The sequence below is a fragment of the Micromonospora sp. NPDC001898 genome (assembly GCF_042891255.1).
Classification (GTDB): domain Bacteria; phylum Actinomycetota; class Actinomycetes; order Mycobacteriales; family Micromonosporaceae; genus Micromonospora.
Genome location: NZ_JBIATC010000036.1, coordinates 1 through 25,395 on the forward strand (window position 1 = coordinate 1; position 25,395 = coordinate 25,395).

The window sequence follows — 25,395 nt, forward strand, 5'->3', positions numbered from 1 at the left end:
GTCGACTGCTGTCTTACCGGGAGCCTCGTCCTATGTCGACACGGGCTCCCCGCACCCACCGTGACCAGCACCATCACGATGGAAAAGCCTCAATGATCGGGAGCTGGTTCGCCCAGTACTGCGGACAGCGCCTGCCGTTCCTCTGGCTGGACGGGCAGCAGTGGAAGCAGGTCGCCGCCGTCCTCGCCGGTGCGAGAGCGCCCTACGTGGACATCAAGGCGCAGATCGCCAGCCCGTACGAGTACAAGTTGCGCCTGTTCTACTCCGACAAGATCCCCAGCACGTTTGTCACCAAGGTGCGGCACGAGGACCTGGTCCGGGTGAACACCGAGCAGCACGTGCAGTTCCCGGTGGAGAAGAACCTGCCGGTCATGTCCGAGGTCAACCACACCTTCGGTCCAGACGACACCTTCAGCTTCAACGCGGCCCACGTCTACCAGGCACCCATCAACCGGATTGACTACTACAACGTAGTCGGGCCCGACATTCTCTGGAAGCGCAACTTCGTCCTCACCAATCCGGCCACCGGCATCACGCGGACCATCAACGCACGCAACAACGGGTTCCTCAAGCCCGAGACGCGGGTGGAGAAGATCAACCAGGCACCGTACGTGTTCGGGCAGCCCGACTTCGGCTACCGTCCGTTCGAACAACAGTGGGCTGGGTTCTGTACGGTGTGCCGCCAGACCGACACGCTCGGCATCTACCAGTGGGCGGTGTCCGCAGCCGATCCAGGGCTGGCCACCGGTGACGTGCCGCTGCGCCGGATGGAGGTCTCGCTCACCCGCGACGCGGTCCCGATCACACCGCTGCCGTCCTCGTTCCCGGCATACACGCAGTACGCCCTGCCCGCCGAAGCCGGTACTTACCAACTGAAGACCGTCTCCTACGACGACTTCTCCGGACAGCACCTGGCCGAGCGGGTGACCACGGACTGGACGTTCCGCTCGCAACGTGCCACGGTCCAGACCGTCAAGAAGCCGGTCTACTGCTCGTCGGCCGAGCTCGGTCAGGCCACCGGCCCGTGTGAGTGGCAACCGCTAATCCAGCTCAGCCACGACTTCGACCTGGCCCTCAACGACACCACGAAGGCCAACCGGCTCTACCGGTTCGACGTCACCGCACGGCACGTCATGCCGAACGCACCCGGGATCACCGGACTGCGCAGCTGGGTCTCCTACGACGACGGCAAGACCTGGGTCGCGGCGCAGGTGAAGAAGAACCGCGACGGCAGCTGGCAGGTGCAGGTCAAGCACCCGAAGCTGAAGAAGACCACCGGCGCGGTCTCGGTACGCACCGAGGCGTGGGACAGCGCGGGCAACCGCGTGGTCCAGACCATCGACCGGGCGTACGGCCTCACCGCCTGACACTCGCGCAACTGGTCCAGCCCTTCCCGAACCCTGCACACCAGGCCGCCCTCCACGTCACCGGCGTGGAGGGCGGCCTCCTGCCTGCCCACGGCGCACGTCCGGTGGGCCGATCCGTACCCATCGGACAACCCACCGAGCGCCCGAGGCCGATACCACCGCCCCGGCATGGGGCGGTGGCCTTCATGACGCGCTGCTGGCCCTGGTCCGAGCGGGTGTGCTTGACCGGCGCGAGGAACCTGACGAGCAGTTCCGCTGGAACAGCGTCTCGTAGCGGGATGGCAACGCCGGCACCGTCGTGCGGACCCGGCTCGACGGGATCCTTGCCGCCACAAGTACGTAAAACGCCGGCTCAAGCTGGAGACCGCCCGCCCCGTGACAGTCCGGGGAGCGGTCGATGCTGCTCGCCCCGACGCCGCCGTCACTGCCGCACGGGACCGAGCAGAACGACCGGGGCACGGCGCCCGGCGGTGTGACCTACTGGCTGGACGGCGATCTGCTCGCCACCAGTCCGGATCGTGGGGGCATCCGCGTGGGCTTGCCCAGCGTGAAGGGTGGATACGGCACAACGGCGGAAGAGCGTGTCCGACTACTGGAAGCGCTCGATCGACACCGTCTCCACCAGTCCCGCCCGGACTTCAGGCTGATCTGGGGGACCGTGTGCGAGCCGACCAGTCCGCATGCTGATCCATCCAGCCTTGTCGTGGACCTCCGACAGCCTCCGGAGGGGTGGACTCCCACTAGGAACCTGCTTGTCGCGCTGCCCGGCAAATGGACCACCGCCTGGCACTGCGCCGACCAGGTGGTCGACGCACTCATCTGACGGACGGGGCCCAAGTTATCCGATGCCGATGGCGTCCCTCACCCGCTCCAGCAACGGCCTGGTCTGCTTCCGGGCCTTGTCCGCGCCGTGGGCAAGCAGGTCGTCCAGCTCACTACCCTGCGCCATCAACGCCTCGTAGCGCTCCCGAAGCGGCGCGAACTCAGCGACAAGCGCGTCGGCGAGCTGTGCCTTCACCTCTCCCCAGCCCATCCCACCGGCCGACAGCCGCGCCCGTGTCTCGGTAACCAGGTCGACCGCACCGAACCGTTCAAGCAGCTTGAAAACGGCAGCCGAGTCGGGGTCCTTCGGTTCCTCCACCGGCACGCTGTCGGTCGGGATACGCCGGATCAGTTTCCGCAGGCTGGGCTCTGGCGCGAACAGAGGAATCGTGTTGCCGTACGACTTGCTCATCTTGCGACCGTCGGTGCCGGGCAAGGTGTGCGCCGACCCCTCATCCGGAATGACAGCAGCGGGGATCTTGAACTTGAACCGGTCCCCGTACACAGCGTTGAAAGAGCCAGCGATGTCCGCGGCGTACTCGACATGCTGGACCTGGTCGCGGCCGACGGGCACGACATCGGCATCCATGATGAGGATGTCGACCGCCATCAGCACCGGGTAGTTGAACAGGCCCATGTTCACGCCGGCGTCAAGATCCTCCTTGCCGGCCTCCCGGTTGCGGTCTCGTGACGCCTTGTAGGCGTGCGCCCGGTTCATCAGGCCCTTGCTGGCCATGCACGCCAGGATCCAGTTCAGCTCGAAAATCTCCGGGATGTCCGACTGGCGGTAGAACGTGGTGCGATCCGGGTCGAGTCCGGCCGCCAACCAGGTGGCCGCCACGGAGCGGGTGTAGTGCTGCAACTGATCACGGTCGCGGATCGTGGTCAGTGCGTGATAGTCCGCGATGAAATACAGCGACTCGTAGCTGTCGGCCAATCGCAGCGCCGGCAGGATCGCGCCGATGTAGTTGCCCAGATGCGGCTCACCGGTCGGCTTGATGCCGGTCAGCGATACCCTTCGCGCCGTCGAACCCATGGGCATGACACTACCGTGAGCTGCCATCGATCTTCCGTCCTCATTGGCTATCGACGCGTACCGAGATGCTCCTGTTGCCGTTGGCAAGGCTGAGCAGCGACGGCAACTCCGCCATGCTCCTGAAGGCTCGAAGCGGCCCCGGCGCGGAGCCGCCGGGCGCGTACCGCAACACCCGCATTCCTGCGCTACGTGCGGACGCCACCCCGGACTCGCTGTCCTCGACAACGACGCAGCGGGCAGGCGGGACGCCCATCCTGGACGCGGCCAGCAAGAACAGGTCAGGAGCCGGTTTGCCGCGGGCGACCTCGGCGGCCGTGAAGATCCGGCTCTCGAAGTACGCCGCCAGGCCACAGGTGCCCAGGGTCAACGCGACCTTCTCGGGTCGCCCGTTCGACGCCACGCAGACGGGAACACGAAGCTGCTGCAGCACCGGCACGATGCCGGGCACCGGCGCCACCTGGGCACGCAGCGCGGCATCAACCGCGATGGTCAGCGCGTCGAGCCAACCGGACGGGACAGCACCACCAAGGCGATCGGCGATCAACCGGGCCGCCGCCGCTTGATCGAGGCCGGCGAACGCACGAGTGCACTCCTGGTCGGTGATCTGGATACCCAGCTGCCGCATCCGGTCGGCGAGTACCCGGCTGACGATCGGCTCGCTGTCCACCAATACCCCGTCACAGTCGAAGATGACGAGATCGACCGAGCCATGATCGCCCATCGGTGATCGCCTCCTCTCAGGCCGCGTCCCACCGGTAACAGCCAGTCCCCCGCATTGCCGACAGGGTCCAACGGCTCCCGAGCACCCGCCGAGCGACCATCCACCACCGGCGTACGCGAAAAAGGCCCTGACCGGCAGAGAACTACCAGGTCAGGGCCTTGATCGTTGGTGCGCCGCCAGGGACTCGAACCCCGAACCCGCGGATTAAGAGTCTACGTCCGTCAATGTCGGAGGATGATGGTTGATGTTAGCCAATGCCGCCTGAGCAGGCAATGAGCCCGACGGCGTGTCACGCAGTGCCGGCCCGTGCCGCACCGTTCCGGGACGTCCGGTCCCCCTACGGTCCCCCAATCATGAGGTGCTCACAAAAAGGGCAAATCGGGCGGCGGGGGCACCTGCTGTGACGTAGGCAACAAAAGCAATCGGTTCTACTGAACTGGCTCGCCTGGCCGGCCTGACCTTGCAGTCAGGCCGGCCAGATGCTCAGCAGCGTGCTGACTCCATGAATACGACACCGCCAGAGGTACGAGACTCTGTTGTGACCACTACACCTGCTCAGCGAAGCGGAGCTGAGCTGAGCTACTCGCCCCGCTCCGGGAACTCCTGCCGCGGTCTTGCCGCGGTCCCCGGCCCCTCAGCTTCCATTGGTGCTTGCCCAACGCAGTGGTGCCGCCGGACGGGCCACCCACGAACCGATGCGCAACGAACGGTCGGTCAGCAACGCGACCGAAGACAGGGCATTCATCCTGCCGCCCACAAGTCGGGATGAACACCATTCTGGCTGGGTACAGCCGGAGGGTCGCTCGGCCATTCGGAACAAGCCAGTACGGGGTTCAGGCGATCGCGTCCTCAATGAGACCGTAGGGCGGTTGGTCCGCTCGTCCGGAAAAACGTACGACAACATCGTTCTCGACCTCGGCGGGCGGTGCGTTGTCGACGATGATTATCTGGGTCCCGGCCCCGCGGCCGGCGAGCCATTTGTGTAGGTGCTTGTAGAAGTCCGCGATCGTGACGGTGTCGGCGAACTCGGTATCACGTTCGCCGGTTTGGCCAAGGTTCTTCTGAGGGCTGTCTAGGAAGAGGAAGCCGGGGTGCGAGCCACCCGATTCCCAGGAGACCTCGAAGATCGCGAGTATCCATGCGAGGGAGATCAGGGTCCTGCCCCCGGAGGATGCTGAGGTGTATCGGAGGTCGCGCACGAACGGGATCAGTTCATCGTTTAGATAGGCGCCACTCAGTTTCGGATACCGCCAGTCGGCCAGGATCGCGGCGAACCGGTCGCTGATGGTCCGGATGATCGCGGCTTGGTCCGTCCGGTCTTGCCCAACATTAGCGAGTTCCTCGCGATGGGCCTTGACCGCTGCTTCCAAGCGGAGCACTTCGGTGGCTCGCCTGTCGAGGCTACTGACCATCTGCAAGCCCGCTGCGGCGAGCTGAGTTGCGGCGGTGGCGTCTTGGCGCCGCCGGGCAAGAGCGTCACGCTCGGCGAGGTACGGGCTGATCGCCCGAGTGGTGACGTGATCAACTTCGGCTGCTGCTTGCTGTTCAGCGGTGCGAGCGGCTTCCACGCGCGGCCTGAGCCGGCTCACCTCGGCGTCCAGGTCATCCACGAATCTGGTCAGTTCGGCCAGGCGTGCTTTGGTCGCACGCAGTTCGGTGCTGACGTCGAACGGGCTGAGGGAGTTGTCGACGTCCGATAAGGCACCGTCTCCTCCGCTCGGACTGGCAGTCGTGCCGTGGATGGCGCCGTTCTGCTCCGGCACGGCTGGGGGCGCTACGTCGCCGAGAGTTAGCGCGCCTGTCGCATCGGCGACCGGGGCATGGCACAACCCACACGCCCCGTCTTGGACTTCGATGGTTCGCCCGAGGGCGGACAGACATGCTGGGCAGACCTTGATCTGGAGCGGGTCGAAGAGCTGGTGGGCCTCGGTGAGCATGGTCAGCTTGGCGACGTCGGCGGCGTACTGTGCCCGCAGCGGAACCATCCGGCGCAGTTGTGTTTCGCGGTCGCGAAGGACTGCATCCGCGCGGCGTGCTTCCTCTGCGGCTGCTTGATGTCGCCGCCTCTGCGCCTCCGCGAATCCCGCCGCAGCGGCTACGCGCTGGTCTATCGCGACCTGCTCACGGGCGAGGACGGCCAACTCCTCGGCTGCCCGGTCGCGGGCCATTTCCAGCTCGATGCGGCCGCCGAGTCGTTGTTCCTCGACCATCTGCTGCGCCGCTTCGTATGCCACCCGGGCCCGGGCTAGCCGTGTCTCCAGGTCTTTGATGCGTTGTCCGAGGTCTACAACGCGGTCGTCGTGCACGTCGAACACCACGTTGACGACTTGGCGTAGTTTGAGCGCTTTCATGTGCTGGGTTTCGAACAGCAAGGACTTGCTGGCCACGCGCTCGTTGGGTAGGAAGCACAGTCCCATCAGGTCTCGGAAACTGAGCGGGTCTGTGCCGGAGTTCGGCTGGGTGGGGGCCTCGCGGAGCTGGACGCCTTCCAGTCCACAGTGCATCAGCAAGAGAGAGGAGAGGCTGTCCGGGCTGCCGGGCGGTTTGATCGGCCGTCGTTCGACAGGCGGGCCAACTCCGTCGTCGAGCGTGCCGGGGCGTAGGAAGACATGTCCGGATTGATCCCCAAGGCCACGCTCGATGACGTAGAGCGTACCGGACAGCTCCAGCTCCACGAAGGCGCGCAGGACCTTCGCGATCACTTCCGGATGACGGGGATAGTCGCTCGCGCCCAAGCAGTAGTCGATGAACTCCAGGACGGTCGACTTGCCCGTGCTGATGGCGCCAGCGATGACGGACAAGGAGTTGAGGTCGCCGGTCTCACGATCGACGAAGTTGACCTGGTAGTGGCGTTCGGGGCCGACGAGCCGTAGCCGGCGGACTCGGATGCCTCGTCTGCCCGGCGGCGACGCGGAGTTCGCAGGTGTGGGTGATGTCATGACGGCCTGTCCACGCCGTCTTCGGCGACGGCGTCCGGTTCGCTCAACTGTTCGGGCTCAACGAACAGGTCGGCCAGGTCGATGCGGTGGGGGCCCGAGGTCTGACGAGTCCATTCGGTCACCCTCTCCCGCAGCGGTCCGGGCCGGACCTTCCTTAGCCTGCGCACGACGATGGTCGCTGCGGTCGTGTAGGACCGCGCGTACATGGCGGTGAATCGCGTCGCCATGTCGACGCCGGCGTTCGTTAACCGGTAAAGCACGTGGCCACGGACCGCCGCGGTCGCCAGATCGTAGGCGAGCAGGAGCGCCAGGTCGTGCTTGAGCCGCTCTCGCCGGGTAGCGAACCTCTGCGCCGCGCTGGCGTAGGACAGCGCCCGGTCGTCAAAGCCGGCCATGAGCAGCTCAAACCGGTCCGGGTCGTCATCGCTCGACGCCATCAGCAGGGGGTTCGCGGCGATGAAGTCGTATGCCCCGAGCCGCTCCAGCTCCACGCCGTCTGGGTGGAACTCGGCGACCACGTGCAGGAGAAGCACAAGTTGGGCCAGCCGGAACACCGTGTCGTCCTCTGGCACCGCCACCGGCGGCCGGTGGACGGTGTGGGCCGAGTGCGACGGCGCAGTCATGGGAGGGCTCCGGCGTGCTCGGCGTCGGGATCCCGCTGGGCCGGCGCAGGCGCCTGCGCTGGCTGCTCGTCCCGATGCTTCACCACCACGTCTTCCCAGTGAGGCACCCAGCCTGCACGGCCATCCTCGACAATCCGGTGCATCATTCCGCACCGGTGCACAGGCGTCGACCGTAGCTCCGCCGGCCAGGAGTGGCCGATGCCGCGAATCTGCCTCATCACTGATGCGTGCAGACCGGGCAGTCTTGGCCCGGCGGGGTGCGACTCGGCCACCTCGTTGAAAGACGTCTCCCAGATGCTGTGCACGGTCGCGTCTGCCTCGACGAGGGCGTTCACCTCGGCGGGCACATCCTTGTCGACGATCTCGCGCGCGAGCAGCTCGGCGTTGAAGAACTCGAGCTTCGCCGAGCTGACCTGCTGGTGCCCGGCTTCCCGGAGTTGCCTGACGAACAGCGCGGTCTCCATCGCGGTCGCCTTTTCGGGCTCGACCTGGACCACCCCGGGTCGAGCCGGTTCCGGCCTTGCCGGGTTCTGGTACGGGTCGTAGTAGTGGCGCCGGACGTTAGCGGCGTCCGGTGAGATCAGGAGCTGCCGCAGCTCACCCTCGTGCCACAACTCGATCTGGACGTCGAAGTCCTTTGCGGCCTTCTTCTTCCATGTGGACCACCATTTGTCCGTGGGTGCGTCCATGCTCGCGGGAACGCACAAGATCCACTTGCGCACCTTGTGGCCATGCTCTGCTGCGGCCTTCAGGGCAGAGGAGAAGGACTCGCGGATCTGGCCTTGGTGGGAGGCGGTCACGACCGGCATGAAGTATTTCGCCTGCCAGATCACGATCTGCCCGGCCAGGTCACCGACCACGACGTCGATACCCCAGTCGCCCGGGTTGGCCGCGATCAGGCGCGCGCCTCGGTACCACGCGGCCACCAACTCGCGAATCATCTGCTCGAAGTCGTCGCGCGCGCCAGCGAGGTTGCCGGCTCGGAGTTCATGCGCGCGAAAATTGATCGGAGGCTCGCCGGCTGCCAGAACCAGCCCACTCTCCGACACGCGACCCCCTCCTCGATGCCTGCGCCGACAGCATCGCAAGGCAGAGATCGCAAAGCAATCGAGGGTCTACAGGACGACACTTGCGCGGCTACCCGCTTGTCACCTTCGTCCGGAAGCGGCGGAGTGGGGATGGCCGGGTCGCGGTAGCCCTCGCTATCACCGGCAACCTGATGGTCGATACGGTCAGCGACCTGTTGTGACCGCAGGCCGGCCAGATGCTCAGCAGCGTGCTGACTCCATGAACACGACACCGCCAGGGGTACGAGATCCTGGTTGTAGCCGGACTGCCCGGGCAGGTGCGGAAACGCTCCGGGCAGATGCCCGGGCGGAACTTGTCAAGGTCGGTGGGACCAGTGGGTGTTACGCCGCTTGGGTTAGCAGTTGATCGGTTGCGGGTTCGGGTGGGTTGATCCAGACGGTGTCGGGCAGGTGTAGCGCTTGGGGTCTGGGTCGGCGCGTGAAGCGTTCGGGGTGGGTGGTCCAGGCGGTGTCGAGGGCGTGGGCGCGTAGGGCCTGTTGAGTTTGGGCGTGGCCGTAGTGGACGTCGGCGGGGTGTGTAGTCCGATGCCGGTGTGGTGGTGTTCGTGGTTGTACCAGCAGAAGAACGTGTCGCAGAACGTGCGGGCGTCGGCCAGGGACCCGAAGCGTTCGGGGAACGTGGGGTGGTATTTCACGGTCTTGAACGCGGCTTCGGAGAACGGGTTGTCGTTGCTGACCCGGGGTCGGGAGTGTGAGCGGGTGACGTGCAGGTCTGCCAGGAGGGTCGCGACGCGTTTGGAGGTCATCGAGGTACCGCGGTCGGCGTGCACGACCTGCGGGACGCCGTGGGTGGTGATGACCTCGATGATGAAGTCGTGGGCGATCTCGGCGCTCTCGGTGGCGGCGACGTGGTGCCCGACGACGTACCGGGACCAAATGTCGATCATGACGTAGGCGTCGTAGTAGACGCCCTTGGCCGGGCCGGGCAGTTTCGTGATGTCCCAGGTGAACACCTGCCCAGGGCCGGTGGCGGTCAGCTCGGGACGGGCCCTGGTGGGGTGTCGGGCTTGGCGGCGTCGGTCGGCGATCTGGTTGTTGGCGCGCAGGATCCGGTAGAGGGTGGAGATCGAGGCCAGGTAGACGCCTCCGTCGAGGAGCGTCGCGAATGCCTCGGTCGGGGTGGTGTCGACGAACCGGTCGCTGTCGAGCACGGCCAGGACGTGGGCGCGTTCAGCGTCGGAGAGTTGGTTCGCCGGCGCGGGCCGCGGCGCCGGCGGGCGCCCGATGGGGATGCGGGAGCGTCGGTGGGCGGTGCTGCGGGCGATCCCGGTCAGCCGGGCCGCCGCTCGCGTCGACGTGTGCGCGGTCACCAACGCCGCGTGGGCGTCGGTCAGGGCTTGGTCGGCCTGGTGTCGGCAGGGCTCCGGCAAGGTAGTTAAATGCCCGGTTTAAGACGAGTCCGAGAAGTCGTAGCGGTCGGTATGGGTTTCGGCCGTTGTGGCGGAGGGCTTGGGCGATGGTGGTGATTCCGGCCAGGCGGAGCAGGCTGATCGCGGTGTTGCGTAGGGTGGCCATCACGCGCGGTGCGTTGCCGGTACGCAGACGGCTGGCGTCTTCGCCGTAGGTCATGTCGCGAATGTGGTGCAGGGCTTCGACAGCCCAGTGCCCGCGCAGCCCGTCGGCCAGGTCAGCGGCGCCGGCCTGAGCGGCGGTCAGGTTCGTGATCGCGTAGACGGTGACGGTGGACCAGCGGCCGGTGGCCAGGTTGAGCCGGCGGCGGCGGACGCGCAGGGCCTGCACGGCGTGCGGGAAGTCCAGGGCGAGGGCCCCGGTGCAGGTGACCGCTTGCAGGCGGCGGATGTCGTAGCGGCCGTGGCCGCGTGCGCTGGTCTCGTCCTGGACCGGGATTCTTGCCCAGGGCAGGGCTTTGAGCTGCCGATGCAGACGCGGCTGGTTCTTCTTCACGGTGAACAGGTAGCCGGCGTGCTTGTCCTCGGCCAGCCAGCGGGCATGTTCGCGCTGGGTGTGTAACGCATCAGCGGTGACGACCGCAGCGGTCAGGTCGAGGGCTGCCAGCAGCGGCTGGAAGCGGGTGATCTCATTGGTTTCGCCGGCCACGTCGACCTGGGCGAGGACCGCCCCGGTGCGCTGATCCAGCACGGCCAGTAGGCGCACCCGCGCGCCGGGCGGGCCACTGCCCCGCAGGGTCTTGCCGTCCACGCTGTACATCCGCCGGCCACTCGGCACGTCTGCCGCCGGCCCGGACGCGATGATCCACCGGCTGACCGCGTCGTCCAAGGCGTCAGCGTCGACGCCGGCCAGGATCCGCCGGAACGTGGACTCGTCCGGCGCCCGATACACCCCAGTGAGCGGATCGCGGAACACGCCCAACTCGGCGAGGACCTGCTGCGGAACGTCACCGGCCCACTCGGCGACCGCCGCCGCAGACCGGGCGCCGGTCAGCACCGCCGCGACCGCGGTGGCCAAAACCCCGGGCAGCGCATGCACGACACCGCGGGGATCTCGCCGGTCCGGCACCTGTGTCAACGCCGACACCAGACTCACCCGGCGGCCTACCAGCAACGGCTCGTCCAAGCGGTCCGCGTGCACGGCCAACACGTCAATCAGCGATGATGATCCCAACGGGCGCGGTCCTTCATGATCTTCCCAGCTTCGACACCTGGATGATCATCGAAGGGCCGCGCCTGTCTCTATACCGTCACGATCAGGAGCGTCTGCACTCAAACGGCCGCAGCGGTCATATCGCTACCTTGCCGGAGCCCTGATAGCCGACCCCCGCGCGCTACTCCGTACCGAAGTTGACTTCATCGGAACACTGCAAACTCCGCAGTAGTCCATGACGCTGACCGCGACGATGACTGGCCACGTCGCGCTGCACCGCTGGCACTGATCGTCAGTAGTGCTCGGCGATGTAGGCGTGGGCATGGTCAAAAAGCTCGCCACTGGCTGGAAGGTAATACTTTTGCAGCACTTTGCGAATGGAGATTCGGACCAAACGGTCGCCGTTTTGGGTGTGTGACCAGCCGTCATAACGGATTTCCTTGACGATGGTGTCGATGTCGGCGACGACCCGGCCAATGATGACGGGGGTGTCCTTCGGTGCGTACTCGTTGAAGATCTGTGTCAACGCGCCGACATGCGGATCGGGCAGCAGGTCTAGCCCGTTCTTACCGGTAGTGTCCTCGGCCTGTTCAGCACTCGTGACGTCCTTGGCGAGGGTGAACAGCTCACGCAGGTACTCGATCGAATCCCGCGCCTGGGTGAGGACCCGTTCGCGTAGCCGGTCCAGCCGCTCTGACAATGAGCGGTACACCTCGTGGTCGCCGTTCGGTCCGGCGAGTCTGCGGCGGATGCGTCCAGCGATGTCGTCGATAACCTCCCCGGCGGTCTTTCTCGTAACCTCGGTGTCGTTCTGGGGTATCAGGCCCTCTTCGATGAGGGTTCGGATGGTGTCGGCGTCAGCGATGATCGCCTGCCTACCGCTGCCTCGAACCGTGACCTCCCCGATGTGGGAGTGGACCAAGTCGAGGGTCTTGGCGCCGAGTCGGTGCCACAGCAGTTCGTTGGCCGCGTTGGTCGGCATCACCGAGGCGTACACCTGTGACAGGAACCGGTAGTCAACCCGGTGCTCCTCCAGCCGAGCGTCGGGGAAGCACATCTCCCAGATGCCCTGCAGCATCTGAAACCGGGCGGCAAACCGGTCCCGGGAGGCCGAGTCCGGGATGCGCTGGTGGGCGTCCTGGAGAGTCTGTGCGCCGACGATGGTGCGGTCGATGCCAGCGAACCGGTCGAGGGCCTCGGCAATCTCGAAGGCGAACTGGTCGATCAGTCCGTCGAGTTCGATCTCGCGGCGGGCGGCCTGCGGATTCGCGGGGGCCATCGCGTGGGCAAACCCGTCCCCGAGGCCAATGTAGTCGCAGATCAGGCCGTAGCGCTTTTCCTGCCCGGTCTGCGGGTTCTTCCAGGGCCGGTTCGCGCGGGTGATGGTCTGGAACAGAGTGTGCAGCTTCAATGGTTTGTCCAGATACATCACGCCCTCGATGGGGGCGTTGAACCCGATGCCGAGCTTGGACGTGACGATCAGGAACTTCATCGGATCGCCGAACGCGCGGAACCGGTCGAGCAACTTCTCCTCCTCCGCCTCCGACAGGGCGTACTTGCGCCAGTCCTCGTCGTCCTTGGACTGCACACTCATCACGATCGCGCACTCGTCCAGCGGGTGCCCGACGTCGTAGCGCAGTGCCAGCAGCCGGTTGATCTCGGTGGCGTACTTAACGCACAGGTCCCGGTCCACGACCACGATCTGCGCCTTCATACCTAGCGGGTTGATCGTGGCATAGAAATGCTCGACGATGTCAGCGCACACCTTTTCAATGCGCTCGGGGTTGGCGAAGAACGTCGAGGTCCGCGACACCTTCTTCGCCAAAAACTCCGCTTCGTCCTCCGCCAAACCCTCCGTGGCGGCCAGTTCGGTGAACGCTTCGTCCAAGCGCTGCTTATCGAGCTGGAATTCCACCAGGCGCGGGTTGACGTGGATCGGCACTGTCATGCCGTCGGTAATCGAGCGGTCGGAGTCATATCTGTGCAGCACCTGGCCCGGGTCGTCCGGGTCGCCGTAGAGGGCGAAGGTGTTGCGGTCCAAGTCGGCGATCGGCGTCCCGGTGAACCCGAAGAAGCGGGCATTCGGCAGCGCCTGTCGCATCTGCCCACCGAGCTGCTTTTCCTGGGAACGGTGCGCCTCATCGATCAAGACGATGATGTTGTCTCTGCCGTTGAGCACCCCCGCGCCAGCGAACTTGTGCACTGTAGTGAAGATCAGCCCTCGTTTGTCCCTACGCCCCAACAGCGAGCGGAGCCCGGCCGCAGTGGCGGGCGATTCGAGCCTGGGCATCGAGGTGGTCCGGAACTGGTCGTAGGTCTGCCGGACGAGCTGGAGCCGGTCGGCGATCATGATGATCGTTGGGTTCGTCAGCTTCGGGTCGGTGAGCATCTTCGCGGCAGCGAACACCATGGCGAGGGTCTTGCCTGACCCTTGAGTGTGGTGCACCAGCCCGCGTCGCCGTACCCCGTCGCGGGCCCGCTCGGCGATCAGGTGCACTGCCTCGTACTGCGGATACCGGGCGATGATCTTCACCAACTGCGGGTTTCCCACTGGGTCGATGGCGGTCTCGTACACGGTGAAGTCGTGCAGCATGTCGAGCACAGTGCGCGGTGTCAGCAGCGTCTCCACGCACCGCTGGACCCGCTTCCACCCTGTCAAGGAACGTGGGTCGCTCGTGGAACCCCACGCCTCCCAGTCGCTGACCGCAGCACCCACCGGGCCATAGAAGAACTCTCGACCCTCTGAAGCGAACGACAGCACGTTCGGCACGAAAATTTGCGGTTGCCGAACCTCGTAGACCTCGCTGATCTCCTTGGCGCCCTTGACCCAGGAGACCCTCTGGTCGACGGCCGTCTTCACCTCCCCGACCACAAGCGGGAATCCGTTGACCCACAACACGATGTCGAACCGGGCGCGGTTACCCGGCGCACCGAACGTCACCTCGTCGGAGACGACCAGGTTGTTGTTCTTCGGCGTGCTGAAGTCGATCAACTGGATCGGCACGTCGTGAGCGGTGCCTGTGAACTGATGCGACTGGCGGCCCTTCAACCACTCCAGGAATGTCCGGTTCGCGGGCACCAGGCCGTCCTCACCAGCCGTAAGCGTCAGCATCCGCAACCGCGCCAGCACCTCATCAGCCCGCGACCGATCCTCCGCCACCACCGGGTTCAACCGCACCAGCGCCGCCAGCACGTCTAACTCGATCAGCGGCTGCTCCTCACTCCGGTCCAACTGGTCGCCGGGCACATACGTCCACCCGCCCGCCCGTAACAAGTCCAGGATCGGAGCCTGGACACTATTCGCCTCGTTGAACCCGGCCACCACCTACGCCCCTAACAGATCATCGTAGGACTCGGGAATCTGGTGCTCTCCCGCAAGAAGTGCGGTCAGTAGCTCGGAACGCAAGGCTTCCAGGCGTCGCAAGTAGTCGGTATGAGTTGCTCCATACTTGCGGGTCACGCCTAAGACCTCGCCAAGGGCATTCTGGTGCTCACCCGTGGTCCACGGCAAGCGAACTGAGCGGATCAGTCCCATATTGAGCGACGGCACAGCTCCCGTTTGCACCAAACTGCTCAGCCTGAGGCTCTCGATTGCACCCAGCAGGAATTCAGGATTAGTCCCACTGTTCGGCGACACTACCAGGTGATTTTCGTCGACGGCACACTCGACATCGGCTATGCGCTTATTCTCCGTCAAAATCGATCCTCCGACGCGAGGGAAGACGACAGCCCCGACTGGAAGAATTTGGCCACCCTTCTGCTTGATATCATGCAGGGTCATCCTGGCGGCGGCCCGGCGGTAGCCGAATAGATTCTCAGGCGTGCTCATATCTGAAATCTTGAACCAAGAGACTTCACCCACCTGCCTCCCTTGGCACTCAATCGGGAGAGTCCTACCTTTGCTCACAACAGCAACGTCGCTCAATAAAACTGACTTGCCGTTTACGCGAATTGAGTCGATCAGCTGCGAGCGAAGTTTCGTCATTTTATCCAGGCAGGCTCGAGCTCCCTCAATCACCTTGTCAACCGTCTTGACCAGATCGACAATGCGCCGCTGCTCCTCGATTGGAGGGAGAGGAAGTCTGATCCTTTCAAATCTCTCAATGCCCAATGTTCGGTTCCGCTTAGCGGATCCCGGCGACGCTCCCCGGATCGCCGCCAGCCCGGACTCGCCAAGAAAGTAGTGGTGAAGATACCGGACGTCAACGCGATCTTTATCCACAGGGACGTAGAAGAGGAATCGATTCGACGCGACGGCAACCGCATCGGCCTCAGATGTTACCCCGATGGCCCCCTCCCACGCCTGGATATTACTGAGCGCTAATGCGCCAGCCGGGAACCGAAAAAACCGAAGCTTGCCAAGATCAGCCCCTGGGGTCGGCGGGTAGTGGAATATTCCCTTACCAAATGACTTAATGCCAATAGCTACATATTCCACCGCAGGTTCGATATTAACCGACATTCTGGCCGGCTTGAGGATATCGCCAACCGTTACCGCATCCATCTTTACCATTGCCCGCCTTACATGCAATTGCATTCTCGATCGCTTACCAGTATTTTACTTGACAAATCTCAAGGATTTATTGCAACTGAGTCATTATCCATCAAAACCGGCAGCCTTCAGCTTCGACTCCAGAATTACGTCAAGCTCCGCGAGCCTCACTCGAGCTTCCCTGTACGCTGCCAGTGCGACTTCGACGTTCACTTCGGAAGTGCGCTCCGATGCAATGTAGCGGCTGATGTTTAAATCAAATCCATTAACCGCCACTTCGCCGATATCTACAACGCGCGATCCCAACCCGTGCCGTCCATCGCCATTTGAACCTTGCCTATAGGCGGTGGCTATATCAGTGACATCCTCATTCGATAACGTGCCCTGATTCTTTCCGGCTTTAATGCGGGTCGATGCATCGATGAAGAGGATCTTCCCCTTGCGATCAATCGGCTTCGAGCTGCGGAAAATGAGGAGACATACAGGGATTGCGGTCGAGTAGAACAAATTGGGGGCAAGACCAATGACTGCTTCAAGTAGATCTCTCTTGACAAGGCACTGCCGGATTACCGCCTCCTTCCCACCACGGAAGAGAACACCGTTCGACATGACGACCCCGACTCGACCTGCCCCCTCGGCCATGGTCGCGACCATGTGCTGGATCCAGGCGTAGTCGCCGTTCTTCGCCGGTGGAACGTCGCAGATGACCCGACTGTAGGGGTCCTTGGTCCAAGTCTCCGCGCCCCAATTCTGGAGGGAAAACGGCGGGTTGGCGATCACCACGTCGAACTTCTGCAACGCTGCGCCGTCGAGGAGCTTCGGTTCCCGGAAGGTGTCGCCGCGGACAATCTTGAAGTCTTCCAGGCCATGTAGGTAGAGGTTCATCTTCGCGATGGCCGCTGTCGTCAGGTTCACTTCTTGTCCGTGCAGGCCCAGCGTGCGCGGGTCACCCCCGGCGTCGCGGACGGCCATGACGGTCTCCACGAGCATCCCGCCAGAACCGCAGGCAGGATCGGCGATAGACTCTCCCGGCTGTGGGTCCAGGATCTTGACGAGCAGATGTACGACAGCGCGGGGGGTGAAGAACTCCCCGGCCTTTTTGCCGGAGGCCTCGGCGAACTCCCGCAGTAGGTATTCGTAGGCGGCGCCCAGCATGTCCCCGGTCACGCTGTCGGGGTCGAGCTGGACGCCTTGAAAGGTGTCGAGCAGAGCGACGAGTGCGGATTCGGGGAGCCGATCTTTGTTCGCCCAGTTCACGTCCCCGAAGACCCCGGCCAGACTCGGGTTGGCCTGCTGGATGCGCTGTAGGCAGGTGGCTACAGATCTTGAATGGTCAGGTTCGTCCGATGTGGTCTGTGTGATGGCTTGGGGCTGGGGTAGATCGGTGGGATGAGGTATCCCGATGGCGGTGGGTTGTCCGCGCGGGGGCGGGCGAAGCGTGAGGCGGTGCGGCGGCTGGCGGCCGGGTGGTTCGCCGAGGGTGTGTCGGTGCCGGAGGTCGCGCGCAGGCTGCGGGTGTCGCAGACCGCGGTGTACGGATGGCGCAAGCGGTGGAAGGCCGGGGGTGAGCAGGCTCTGGCGTCGAAGGGGCCGGGCGGGTCTCGGTGCCGGCTGGATGAAGGCCGGCTGCGGCGGCTGGCCGACGCCTTGGAGCAGGGGCCGGCGGCGCACGGCTTCGGCGCCGATCAGCGGTGGACCCTGGCTCGGGTGTCGGACCTGATCGCTCGGATGTTCCGCACCCGCTACACCCTGCGCGGCACGGCGAACATCATGTACCGGCTCGGCTGGTCGGTGCAGGTGCCCAAACACCGTGCAGTCGAGCGGGACGAGGCGGCGATCATAACCTGGCGGCGGGAGACGTGGCCGGCGGGAAAACGGTAGCGGCGCAGCGTCAGGCGTGGCTGGTCTTCGAAGACGAGGCCGGCCAGACGCTGCGCCCACCGAAGGCGCGGACCTGGGGACGACGCGGCATCACCCCGGTCGTCCCGGTCACCGGCAAAGGATCCGGGCGCGTCTCGATCGCCGGGCTGACCTGTTACCGGCCCGGACGGCGGTCGCGGTTCATCTACCGCACGATCGTGCACCGCGGCCGTAAGAACGAGCGCCGCAGCTTCAGCGAGCGCGACTACATCGCCCTGCTGGATGCCGCTCACCAGCAGCTCGGTGGTCCGATCGTGTGCGTGTGGGACAACCTGAACACCCACGTCTCCGCCGCGATGCGCGCCATGATCGACGCCCGGGACTGGCTGACCGTGATCCGGCTACCGGCTTACGCCCCGGACCTGAACCCGACCGAGGCCGTGTGGTCACACCTCAAACGCAGCATCGGCAACCTCGCCGTGACCGGCGTCGACCACCTTCTCGCGATCATCAAGAACCGACTCAAGAGCATCCAGTACCGCACCGACCTGCTCGACGGCTTCCTCGCTCACACCGGACTGACCCTCGAACCCGACACAACCTGACCATTCAAGATCTGTAGCTTCGCGCCGACGTTGACGGGAGTCTCGAAGACGTCGTCCCAGTGGCATCCGTCGGGAATGGCAAAGGGGTGGTAGTCCGCTTCGATCTCATCGGTCAGGTTGTCGCCGAAGTCCTTGACGGCCTCGGCGTGCTGGTAGTCCCAGTTGTCGCTGATCCACTTGAAGAACATGACGGGGAACACGTAGGCCTTGTAGTCGCCCGGGTCGACCGGCCCTCGCAGGGCATTGGCCGCAGACAAGAGGGCCGACTCCAGCTGTCGCTGGGTCAATTGCCCTGTTCCGGCCAAGATTAGCGCCATTCGTGGATCCCCTCGCTCGAACTTGCTTCCAAGGAGGATATCGACTGGCGGCTCCAGGCAGATGAGGGCAGCACGGCCGCCAGCCACACAACACAGCCTCGCATCGACATGCACAGCCCGGTGCAGCCGGTACGGCGCCACCGGTCCAGGCTGCGCCAACCCAAGCCAACATGAGTCCTCACCAGGTCAGGGCTCATGATGCCCACGCTCGCCCTGGTCATCATGAGCTGGTGCGCGGCAACTGTCGCGCATCCCGTACTCCGGCTCTGTTGCATTCAACGTAGGCTTGATCGACTACGGGCTGACCGGTGTGGTCTGCTTGGCCGGTGAGGTCGTCGTCTGGTGTCCAGTCCTGGTCCCCACCTACGTCAGCCTTCGTCGGGTTCCGGTTCCCGCCTGAGGTGATCGTTCTGGCGGTGCGCTGGTACCTACGGTTCAACCTGTCCTACCGGGATGTGGAGGAGTTGCTGGCTGAACGCGGTGTCGAGGTGGATCACGTCACCGTCTACCGGTGGGTACAGCGGTTCACCCCGCTGCTGGCCGACGCCGCCCGCTTCGCCCGCACTCACCGGGTGACCGCTGGCACGTGGACGAGACCTACGTCAAGGTCAACGGTGTCTGGCGGTACGTGTATCGGGCCGTCGACCAGTACAGGCAGGTTATCGACGTGCTCGTCTCGACGCGTCGGGACGCCGCCGCGGCCCGGAGGTTCTTTCATCGGGCGCTGTCCACACTGAAGGTCACGCCCAGCGAGATCGTGACCGACGCCGCTCCCGTCTACGCCAGGGTGCTGGAGGACCTGGTCCCGTCGGCGTGGCACCACGTCGAGCGGCACGCCAACAATCCGATCGAGGCCGATCACAGCCAGCTCAAGCACCGGCTCAGACCGATGCGCGGGCTCCGCACCGACCGTACCGCCCGGACGATCATCACCGGCCACGCCTTCATCCAGAACCTACGCCGCGGACACTACGAACTCGCCACCGACGTCCCACCGCTACACCGGGTTGCCGCCGCGTTCACCGAACTGGCACGAGCGATCTGACCAGTGCCCGCTGACGCGGCTCGGCGTGCCCCACCGATCCGGCAATGCAACAGAGCCCCGCCGACACCTCCGTGCCGTTGATCAACGCCCGAAGCTCTACTCGTTCGTCCGACGTCAACTCCACGAGGCACAGCCAACCACAGCCAACTTCAGGTCAAGACAACAGGATCACGAGACACTAGCCGTCCGCCCAAACGGGATGACTGTTGTGCAGTCGCTGGAAAAGGTAATCGCTCAACAATATCGTGTAGGGCACGTCTGGGTCGCCGGTCCTGCCAGCCGCGACGTAGTGGGTACGGCAGAGTGGCAAATTCTCGGCTCTGGGGGTGTTGAGCGTCAGGTTGATGGCAGAGCCTGTGAACGGGCAGCTACCGATCTTCTCCTTGAGCGATGGGTTTATGTCGGCCGGTCATTATCAGAAGGGCGGCTCCTCAGCGCTCCATGGGCTGGGTGGAGGCGGGGGGAGCGCACCGGCGGGGAGCGGCAGACCTTGCACTACAAAGAGGTTCAGGATGTCCTCACGATCCAGGAAGATGATCTGGCTTCGCTTGGCGTCGTCGAGTGCGTGCCCCAGCCAATTCCGTGCGGCCTTCGTGATCTCGCCTCCTGCCACGATGTATGCATGGTCCACCAAAACCCGCTTGTTCGTCTCCGGGTCGAAAATCGTGTGGGCCAACATCATGAGCGCTTGGTGATGGATTTCCGCCATGTTGGCGTTGCCCGTCTTCGTCACACCGGAGGCGTCCAGCTTTCCCTTCTTTGCCTGGATACCGAAGTATAGGTAGTGCTGCGTCGGCAGCGTGTACCTCATCCAAATGTCCTTGCCGTACTCCAGGCCCTTGTCCTTGTGTCCTGCAGCCGTGATTCGCTGGAAGCCGAGCGCTCGGAACAGCGGAAGGAGTACCTCTTCGATTAGTTCGTCTTCGCTGCAGTTGGCCAGGAAGGCGGTCAGGTCGCGTCGGCGCTGGACTTCGACCGCCGAGAGAGGCCGGTGGGGGTTTGCCTGAAGCACACTGACGGTCTTCGTGCCGTTGTGTCGCAGGTAGCAGTGCTGGTCCTCCGCGTAGAACGCCTCGAATCCCTCCCTTGTCAACACCTCGTTGAGTTGCTGAAGCGCATGCGGACGATCCGGACCTTCATTCAGGGCGTCGCTAGGGCTCATCAGATGGTCGATGACCCGGCAGAAGATCTCCGGCGGGCGGCTGGGCCCGGCGTGGGGCTCGGCCAGCATCTGATCGAGGACGTCGGCTACCCAGCGATGCCGCGTGCCGCCGTCATGGACCCATTCGGTGTCCAGCTCCTGGAAGAACTCGGTGATGTACGAGCTCGATCGGTAGGGGAAGTACTTCGGTTTGCTCTCAGGCCCCGGATTCTCCGAGCCAAGGTTCCCGCAGATCAGTTCGCCGAGTGCTTCGGTATTCCGACGCTTGAATTTCACGTGCTGCCTTTCGCTGGTCCATGAAGCGCTGGCTGAGCTAGATCAAAGCGATCTGTTCGTGGTCTGGCAAGTGGAGGTGGACGACGCGTGCAGGGTCGATGGTGCCGGCGTCAATGAGGAGGCGGGCCTCGCGGGCGTTGCGGACGAAGACGGGTACGGCGGGGGGAAGCCGGTGTAGGGACGCCGGGCTGGGCCGCAGGATGCCGTGCAGCCGCTGGCGTACGTAGATCGCGATGCCGTAGCCGTTGTCGGTGGTGATGCCCTGCGGGTCGAACTCGGCCCGGGTGAGGTCCTTCTTCCACAGTGGGTCAGCTACCGCTGCACGCAGCTGCTGAACTTGGCTGGGCGACAGCTCCTGCCACCAGCGTTCTGCGGCCTGGCGCTCATGTTGTTCCTGCCGTAGCCGTTCTCGTTCGGCGACGGCGGCCTCTTCCTGTCGCTGACGCTCCTTGGCCTCGCGTTGTTGCCTGCGCTGCTCGGCCTCGATTGCCCATTGCTGCTCTTGTGCCTCCCGCATCGCGCGGATCTTTTCGTTTGTGATCTTGCGTTGCCGTTCCTCTTCCTGAAGCAGAGCTTCTCGCTGCCGGGCTTCCTCCTCTTTGCGACGTCGCTCGGCCTGGCGCTGTGCCTCCTCCTGCTGGCGTTTCCACGTTTCCTGGTGCTGTCGCATGGCCTCGTGCCGGGCTTCTTGGTCGATGCTGCGCTGGGTGGTCCAGATCAGCGGGCGGCGGTCGTAGCCGCGGCTGGCGGGAAACCAGATGCTTCGGTAGCGTCGCAGTACCTGGTGAGGGGCGGTCTGCTCGTGTAGCACCCACCGGATGAACCTGGTCAGGTCCAAGTCCTCGACGGCGATCCAGGCGCCCTGCTGGAAATCGAATCCGGCTACGCCGTCGACGACGGTCCACGAGTCCTCACCGCGGGGGTCGCATACCCGGATGGACGGGACCTTGCTCATCCACGGCACTGCCGTCTCGGCGGGGCTGACCCAGCACACCTCGATGCCCTCGGCCCGATAGCGCTCGGTGCGTTCCCGGATGTCGTCGTCGGTGATGGGAGACAGTTGCGCTTCCCAGGCGATGCGGCGGGTGCCATCGTGGGCGGAGGCTAGAACATCGGCACGCCACGAGCCGTCGTCGGCGCGTACCTCCAGTTCGGCGTGCCAACCGGTGTCACGTACCCGGGTGGCCAGTTCGAGCTTGAGTAGGTGGTGTTCCAGGGACTCGTTGAGCCACGCACAGTCGGCCGGCCGACCGGGATCGTGTGCGAAGTGGCGCAGCTTGCGGCGGGGGGACACCTTGGCGTGCATGCCGTACCCACAGTCGGTGCAGCGCAGCGCTACCCGAGGCCGAACCTTGTAGACCGCGGCCCAGTTCAGCCCGCATCCGAGATCGGGCAGGGTCGCATCGATCCGGCCGGCTTCGGGGTGGATCGCCGCGAACGCCATGTCAGCGGCCTTGCCCGACCTTGCGCCGAGCGGCGGGGTCGGCGCCGGCGACGGCTTCCGGGCCGGGACAGATGTAGCGGGCGAGTGAGCGCACGGAGGTGTGCCAGGAGGGGGCCAGCGATGTGGTGGTGCTGGTGCCGTTTTCAGCCTCGCGGGTCAGCATCGAGTGCCCGAAGCTGGCGCAGGCGCAGCATCCAGCCCTGCCCACGGTGCACCGGGTCGGCCAAGGGGCGGGTGGTCGCCTCGAAGATACCGGCGGCGCGGCGATACGACAGCTCGGTGACCCGCTCGCGGGTAAGTGCCCGAGTGGTGTCGACGAGGACCTCGGACCGGATCCAGCCCGTAGTGGGGTCGGTGACGATCCACGGGCGTCATCGCGCCACCAGGTGCACGCCGAGCGCAGCGTGGACAGGTGCGCAGCCGGGTGGCGGGCCCAGTGTCGCCGAACGCCGGGGTGTACGCGGTGGCGAGCGCCGCCGCGCCGAGGACGGTGTTGAGCGCGGCGACGTCGGCACCGGGCCGAGCCGAAGTGCCGGGGAGCCGGGCGGCGAGCGCGGTCAAGGTCTACCGGTACTTGGTGGCGATGCCGGTCGCCTAGACACCGGCAAGGGTGTGAGCGGACAGGAACGTCTCGACGGCGTGAACGAAGCCCGGCTTCGCGTCGCCCCAATGATCTTGTAGACCTGTCCCACTGCAGCCTCTTCCCCAGTTGTCGCAGGAAACGTGTGCGATTCGAGGGTGACATAGGGGTACGACGCTTCCGACCATCGGCCGGTCAATGCCCGCATCGAGATCACTCGAACAAAGGGTGTCGCGGGGAATTGGTCGTTTCATGTGATGACCGGTTAGTCGCCGCCAGGAACCGCCGAGGTTTGCCTCTGTGGGTGAGTTGCCCCCGCTTTGTTAAGGCGGTGGTTACCTGCTGCCGGCCGGCACAGGGGAAGCTATTGGTGCCCAGGCGCTCACCGCGACCCGGCACCAGAAGGGAGCTGCCAACAGGATGCCGCTTGGAATGTGTCGGATTGGAAACACTGTGTGGTCTTGGGCGAGATGCGCTCCCGGAGGACGAAGCTGCCGCCAGGGGGAGCGGGAGCGGGGGGATGGCGCAGAGCGCCGCCGACCGGGAACGTGCGGCGGGCGGCAAGCCCTTCCACCTGGCCAAGGGCGCTGGAATCGAGCTCCAGATCCAGCGGTTCCCGAACGAGAAGCCTACGGATGGCCTCAGCGCGGTGACTTACGTAGCGAATCGGTCGAGTAGGGCAGGTACCGGCTGTCGACGCCCAAGCTCCGCATGAGCTTGCCGAGAAGGCGTTCTACGACGGCGGCGCAGTTCTCGATCAGCTCCTCCGTGTCGGTTGTCGCGAGTTGTTCGTACTCCGGCCTGCTGTACGGGTATCCCATGTCGCCCCAGGTGAAGCGTCCGTCATAGGGGCTCGCGCCCTTGAGGTTGTCCAGCAGGACTCCGACCGCCCATTGCCCTTGGTAACCGCTGACCTGCTGAGCCATTCGGCCAGCCATGGTCAACACGCTGTGTGTAAGGCCGAGCACGACGACCGGGATGAGGGTGCGCTCCGGGTCGGACCCTGCGTGGGTTGAATAGGCGTCGGTACCCCGGCCACAGGTCAGGGCGACCCCGCCGTCCTCCCTCAGCACCAGCTTCACGAGGCTGTGTTCAGAGATGCGATCGGGCGCGTAGTACGAGACGAAAGCGGCACCGTCGGCTCGTCGCTGGGCCCGCGACGCGTCCTGCAGCGTCGGAGCCCAGGTATTGCCAGCTCGGTCCTGATCCACGCCCACCCAACGGCACGCCCCAGTCGCCCGGCTCGGATCGCCGGCCAGCCAGTCCTGCTCTCGCCAGTAGCCGATCGCCGAGCGCAGGGTGTCCAGGTTGCGGTCGAACGTGGCCGGCGCCCGCTCACCCCACCGGGAGGTGAACCACGCGACCAACGCCGCCGCGGCGGCCGGGGTGTCAAGCACCGCCAGCGGACGCGCCTCCTGGACCTGCTCTGCGGCGTGGAGGGCGTCGGCGCGGCGCCCGGGTCGCGGTGTCCCCGCCGGTGGGCCATGGGCCACACTGGGCGGATGCCGGTCCTGCTGCGGGCCCCCGCGATGGCCGGCCACGCTCGGCTGGCGAAGGGCAGCATCCTGGCGGACTACGTGCGGTACCGGACCGGGTCGCAATGAGGGCCGGCCACGATCGGCCGACGAAGGTCGAGCTGTGAACTGCGGAGATGGTCACCATGACACGCGATCGGACACCGTTGATCGGTCCGGTGATCAGGGCGGTGACACCCGCCCCGATCGGGGACCGCCTATCGGAGTTCAGCCGAGATCTTGCCCCTGCTGTGCCACAAACCGCCCCCTCGGGCCCCGCACCGGCCCTGAGCCGGGCGGCACTGTGACGTCGGGACAGCACACCGCGCACCGCTTGCGTCGTGGCGTCTCGGGACCCAGGATCTCCGGCACGCGGACGTACCACTCCTGCCGATGAGTGCAGCCCCCGTCCAAGCGGTCTGAGGCGGCGTTGATGTTGCCCTTGAGAGAGCCACAGCCCACGGCATGGGTGCGGCCGTTCGTTTGGACGAAGGCGTCCTTGCGGCCGACCGCCTCCAGGTATCGGTCTAGCAGCGGCCGCGTCTCGACGGCCCACCGGGCATGCTGGGTGCAGGCTCCACACGTCGCCCGCCCGCCGTAGGCGTGGCCACAGGCGCATTCGCCACAACAGCTGCACGGAGTGCAGGGATGCGCCACCCCTCCAGCGTCCGCGACCATCGGCTCCCCAGATGCGGCGCCGACCCGACGGATGCCGACACCCACGCCGCCGTTCTGGAACAGAACTTCATACGATCCGGGCTCGTTGATGTCAACGACCCCGATTACGTGCCAATCATGATTGATGACCACGACCACCTCGCCAGACTAAGACCCATCAGCCCGCCGGGGCTAAGAGATGTCTCGTAACTTGGCGCCTGGTCCATGGTGGATCATGTGGTGGTGCAGGTGATCTCAGCGGCTCGCCCGGAGTGGATCTTTCCG

20 protein-coding genes and 1 pseudogene are annotated in these 25,395 nt (G+C 65.1%); 6 read left to right on the forward strand and 15 right to left on the reverse strand.

The features are described from left to right. Positions 1 to 92 precede the first annotated feature (92 nt). The gene (locus ACFYZF_RS30160; RefSeq protein ID WP_387026508.1) at positions 93 to 1,367 is read left to right on the forward strand and encodes a hypothetical protein; all 1,275 of its coding nucleotides are present in this window, start codon (positions 93 to 95) and stop codon (positions 1,365 to 1,367) included. Between the two features lie 397 nt (positions 1,368 to 1,764). Further along, positions 1,765 to 2,190 carry a hypothetical protein gene (locus tag ACFYZF_RS30165; protein WP_387026510.1) on the forward strand — a complete coding sequence of 142 codons (426 nt, stop codon included), beginning with the start codon at positions 1,765 to 1,767 and terminating at the stop codon, positions 2,188 to 2,190. A gap of 15 nt (positions 2,191 to 2,205) precedes the next feature. On the opposite strand, the gene ACFYZF_RS30170 is transcribed toward ACFYZF_RS30165, so the two are convergent. The 10 genes from ACFYZF_RS30170 to ACFYZF_RS30215 form a co-directional block, all read right to left on the reverse strand. After that, positions 2,206 to 3,225, reverse strand: coding sequence for a tryptophan--tRNA ligase (locus ACFYZF_RS30170; RefSeq protein ID WP_161687282.1), 1,020 nt, complete (start codon positions 3,223 to 3,225; stop codon positions 2,206 to 2,208). A gap of 40 nt (positions 3,226 to 3,265) precedes the next feature. After that, positions 3,266 to 3,946 (reverse strand): HAD family hydrolase, encoded by a 681-nt coding sequence (locus ACFYZF_RS30175; RefSeq protein ID WP_387026512.1) that lies wholly within the window; start codon positions 3,944 to 3,946, stop codon positions 3,266 to 3,268. An 833-nt stretch (positions 3,947 to 4,779) separates the two neighbouring features. Beyond that, positions 4,780 to 6,885, reverse strand: coding sequence for a DNA recombination protein RecN (locus tag ACFYZF_RS30180; protein WP_387026514.1), 2,106 nt, complete (start codon positions 6,883 to 6,885; stop codon positions 4,780 to 4,782). Beyond that, the gene (locus ACFYZF_RS30185; RefSeq protein WP_387026516.1) at positions 6,882 to 7,508 is read right to left on the reverse strand and encodes a hypothetical protein; all 627 of its coding nucleotides are present in this window, start codon (positions 7,506 to 7,508) and stop codon (positions 6,882 to 6,884) included. The genes ACFYZF_RS30180 and ACFYZF_RS30185 overlap by 4 nt, the downstream gene beginning before the upstream one ends. After that, entirely contained in the window at positions 7,505 to 8,557 is a 1,053-nt protein-coding gene (locus ACFYZF_RS30190) for a hypothetical protein (RefSeq protein WP_387026518.1), read from the reverse strand. Before ACFYZF_RS30190 ends, ACFYZF_RS30185 begins: the two co-directional genes overlap by 4 nt. Before the next feature lie 374 nt (positions 8,558 to 8,931). Next, a complete protein-coding gene (locus tag ACFYZF_RS30195) occupies positions 8,932 to 9,747 on the reverse strand; it encodes a transposase (RefSeq protein ID WP_387026520.1) in 816 nt (271 codons plus the stop codon). Positions 9,748 to 9,766: 19 nt separating this feature from the next. After that, the gene (locus ACFYZF_RS30200) at positions 9,767 to 11,155 is read right to left on the reverse strand and encodes an ISAs1 family transposase (RefSeq protein WP_387026522.1); all 1,389 of its coding nucleotides are present in this window, start codon (positions 11,153 to 11,155) and stop codon (positions 9,767 to 9,769) included. A 295-nt stretch (positions 11,156 to 11,450) separates the two neighbouring features. After that, entirely contained in the window at positions 11,451 to 14,483 is a 3,033-nt protein-coding gene (locus tag ACFYZF_RS30205) for a type I restriction endonuclease subunit R (RefSeq protein ID WP_387026524.1), read from the reverse strand. Next, a complete protein-coding gene (locus ACFYZF_RS30210; protein ID WP_387026526.1) occupies positions 14,484 to 15,671 on the reverse strand; it encodes a restriction endonuclease subunit S in 1,188 nt (395 codons plus the stop codon). Positions 15,672 to 15,755: 84 nt separating this feature from the next. Continuing rightward, a complete protein-coding gene (locus ACFYZF_RS30215) occupies positions 15,756 to 16,907 on the reverse strand; it encodes an N-6 DNA methylase (RefSeq protein ID WP_387026528.1) in 1,152 nt (383 codons plus the stop codon). A 132-nt stretch (positions 16,908 to 17,039) separates the two neighbouring features. Here ACFYZF_RS30215 and ACFYZF_RS30220 point away from each other — a divergent pair, with 132 nt between their 5' ends. Next, a complete protein-coding gene (locus ACFYZF_RS30220) occupies positions 17,040 to 17,531 on the forward strand; it encodes a winged helix-turn-helix domain-containing protein (protein ID WP_387026529.1) in 492 nt (163 codons plus the stop codon). Then, a complete protein-coding gene (locus tag ACFYZF_RS30225) occupies positions 17,510 to 18,115 on the forward strand; it encodes a transposase (protein WP_387026531.1) in 606 nt (201 codons plus the stop codon). Before ACFYZF_RS30220 ends, ACFYZF_RS30225 begins: the two co-directional genes overlap by 22 nt. On the opposite strand, the gene ACFYZF_RS30230 is transcribed toward ACFYZF_RS30225, so the two are convergent. Next, positions 18,079 to 18,573: a type I restriction-modification system subunit M N-terminal domain-containing protein gene (locus tag ACFYZF_RS30230; protein WP_387026533.1), complete on the reverse strand. Its 495-nt coding sequence runs from the start codon at positions 18,571 to 18,573 to the stop codon at positions 18,079 to 18,081. The two genes, ACFYZF_RS30225 and ACFYZF_RS30230, sit on opposite strands and share 37 nt — an antisense overlap. 185 nt (positions 18,574 to 18,758) lie before the next feature. Between ACFYZF_RS30230 and ACFYZF_RS30235 the strand changes: the two are divergent. Next, positions 18,759 to 19,477, forward strand: a pseudogene (locus ACFYZF_RS30235) (IS6 family transposase). 415 nt (positions 19,478 to 19,892) lie between these two features. Here ACFYZF_RS30235 and ACFYZF_RS30240 read toward each other — a convergent pair. Genes ACFYZF_RS30240 through ACFYZF_RS30250 form a run of 3 tightly spaced genes read right to left on the reverse strand, consistent with a single transcriptional unit; the run spans position 19,893 to position 22,522 of the window. Then, positions 19,893 to 20,915, reverse strand: a complete 1,023-nt coding sequence (locus ACFYZF_RS30240) for a hypothetical protein (RefSeq protein ID WP_387026535.1) — start codon at positions 20,913 to 20,915, stop codon at positions 19,893 to 19,895. Between the two features lie 37 nt (positions 20,916 to 20,952). Further along, complete coding sequence (locus ACFYZF_RS30245; RefSeq protein ID WP_387026537.1) at positions 20,953 to 22,359, reverse strand: competence protein CoiA family protein; 1,407 nt, start codon at positions 22,357 to 22,359, stop codon at positions 20,953 to 20,955. Between the two features lies 1 nt (position 22,360). Further along, a complete protein-coding gene (locus ACFYZF_RS30250) occupies positions 22,361 to 22,522 on the reverse strand; it encodes a hypothetical protein (protein ID WP_387026539.1) in 162 nt (53 codons plus the stop codon). A gap of 261 nt (positions 22,523 to 22,783) precedes the next feature. Here ACFYZF_RS30250 and ACFYZF_RS30255 point away from each other — a divergent pair, with 261 nt between their 5' ends. Then, positions 22,784 to 22,957: a hypothetical protein gene (locus ACFYZF_RS30255; RefSeq protein WP_387026541.1), complete on the forward strand. Its 174-nt coding sequence runs from the start codon at positions 22,784 to 22,786 to the stop codon at positions 22,955 to 22,957. 623 nt (positions 22,958 to 23,580) lie between these two features. Here ACFYZF_RS30255 and ACFYZF_RS30260 read toward each other — a convergent pair. Next, positions 23,581 to 24,336 carry a hypothetical protein gene (locus tag ACFYZF_RS30260; RefSeq protein WP_387026543.1) on the reverse strand — a complete coding sequence of 252 codons (756 nt, stop codon included), beginning with the start codon at positions 24,334 to 24,336 and terminating at the stop codon, positions 23,581 to 23,583. Positions 24,337 to 25,395 lie beyond the last annotated feature (1,059 nt).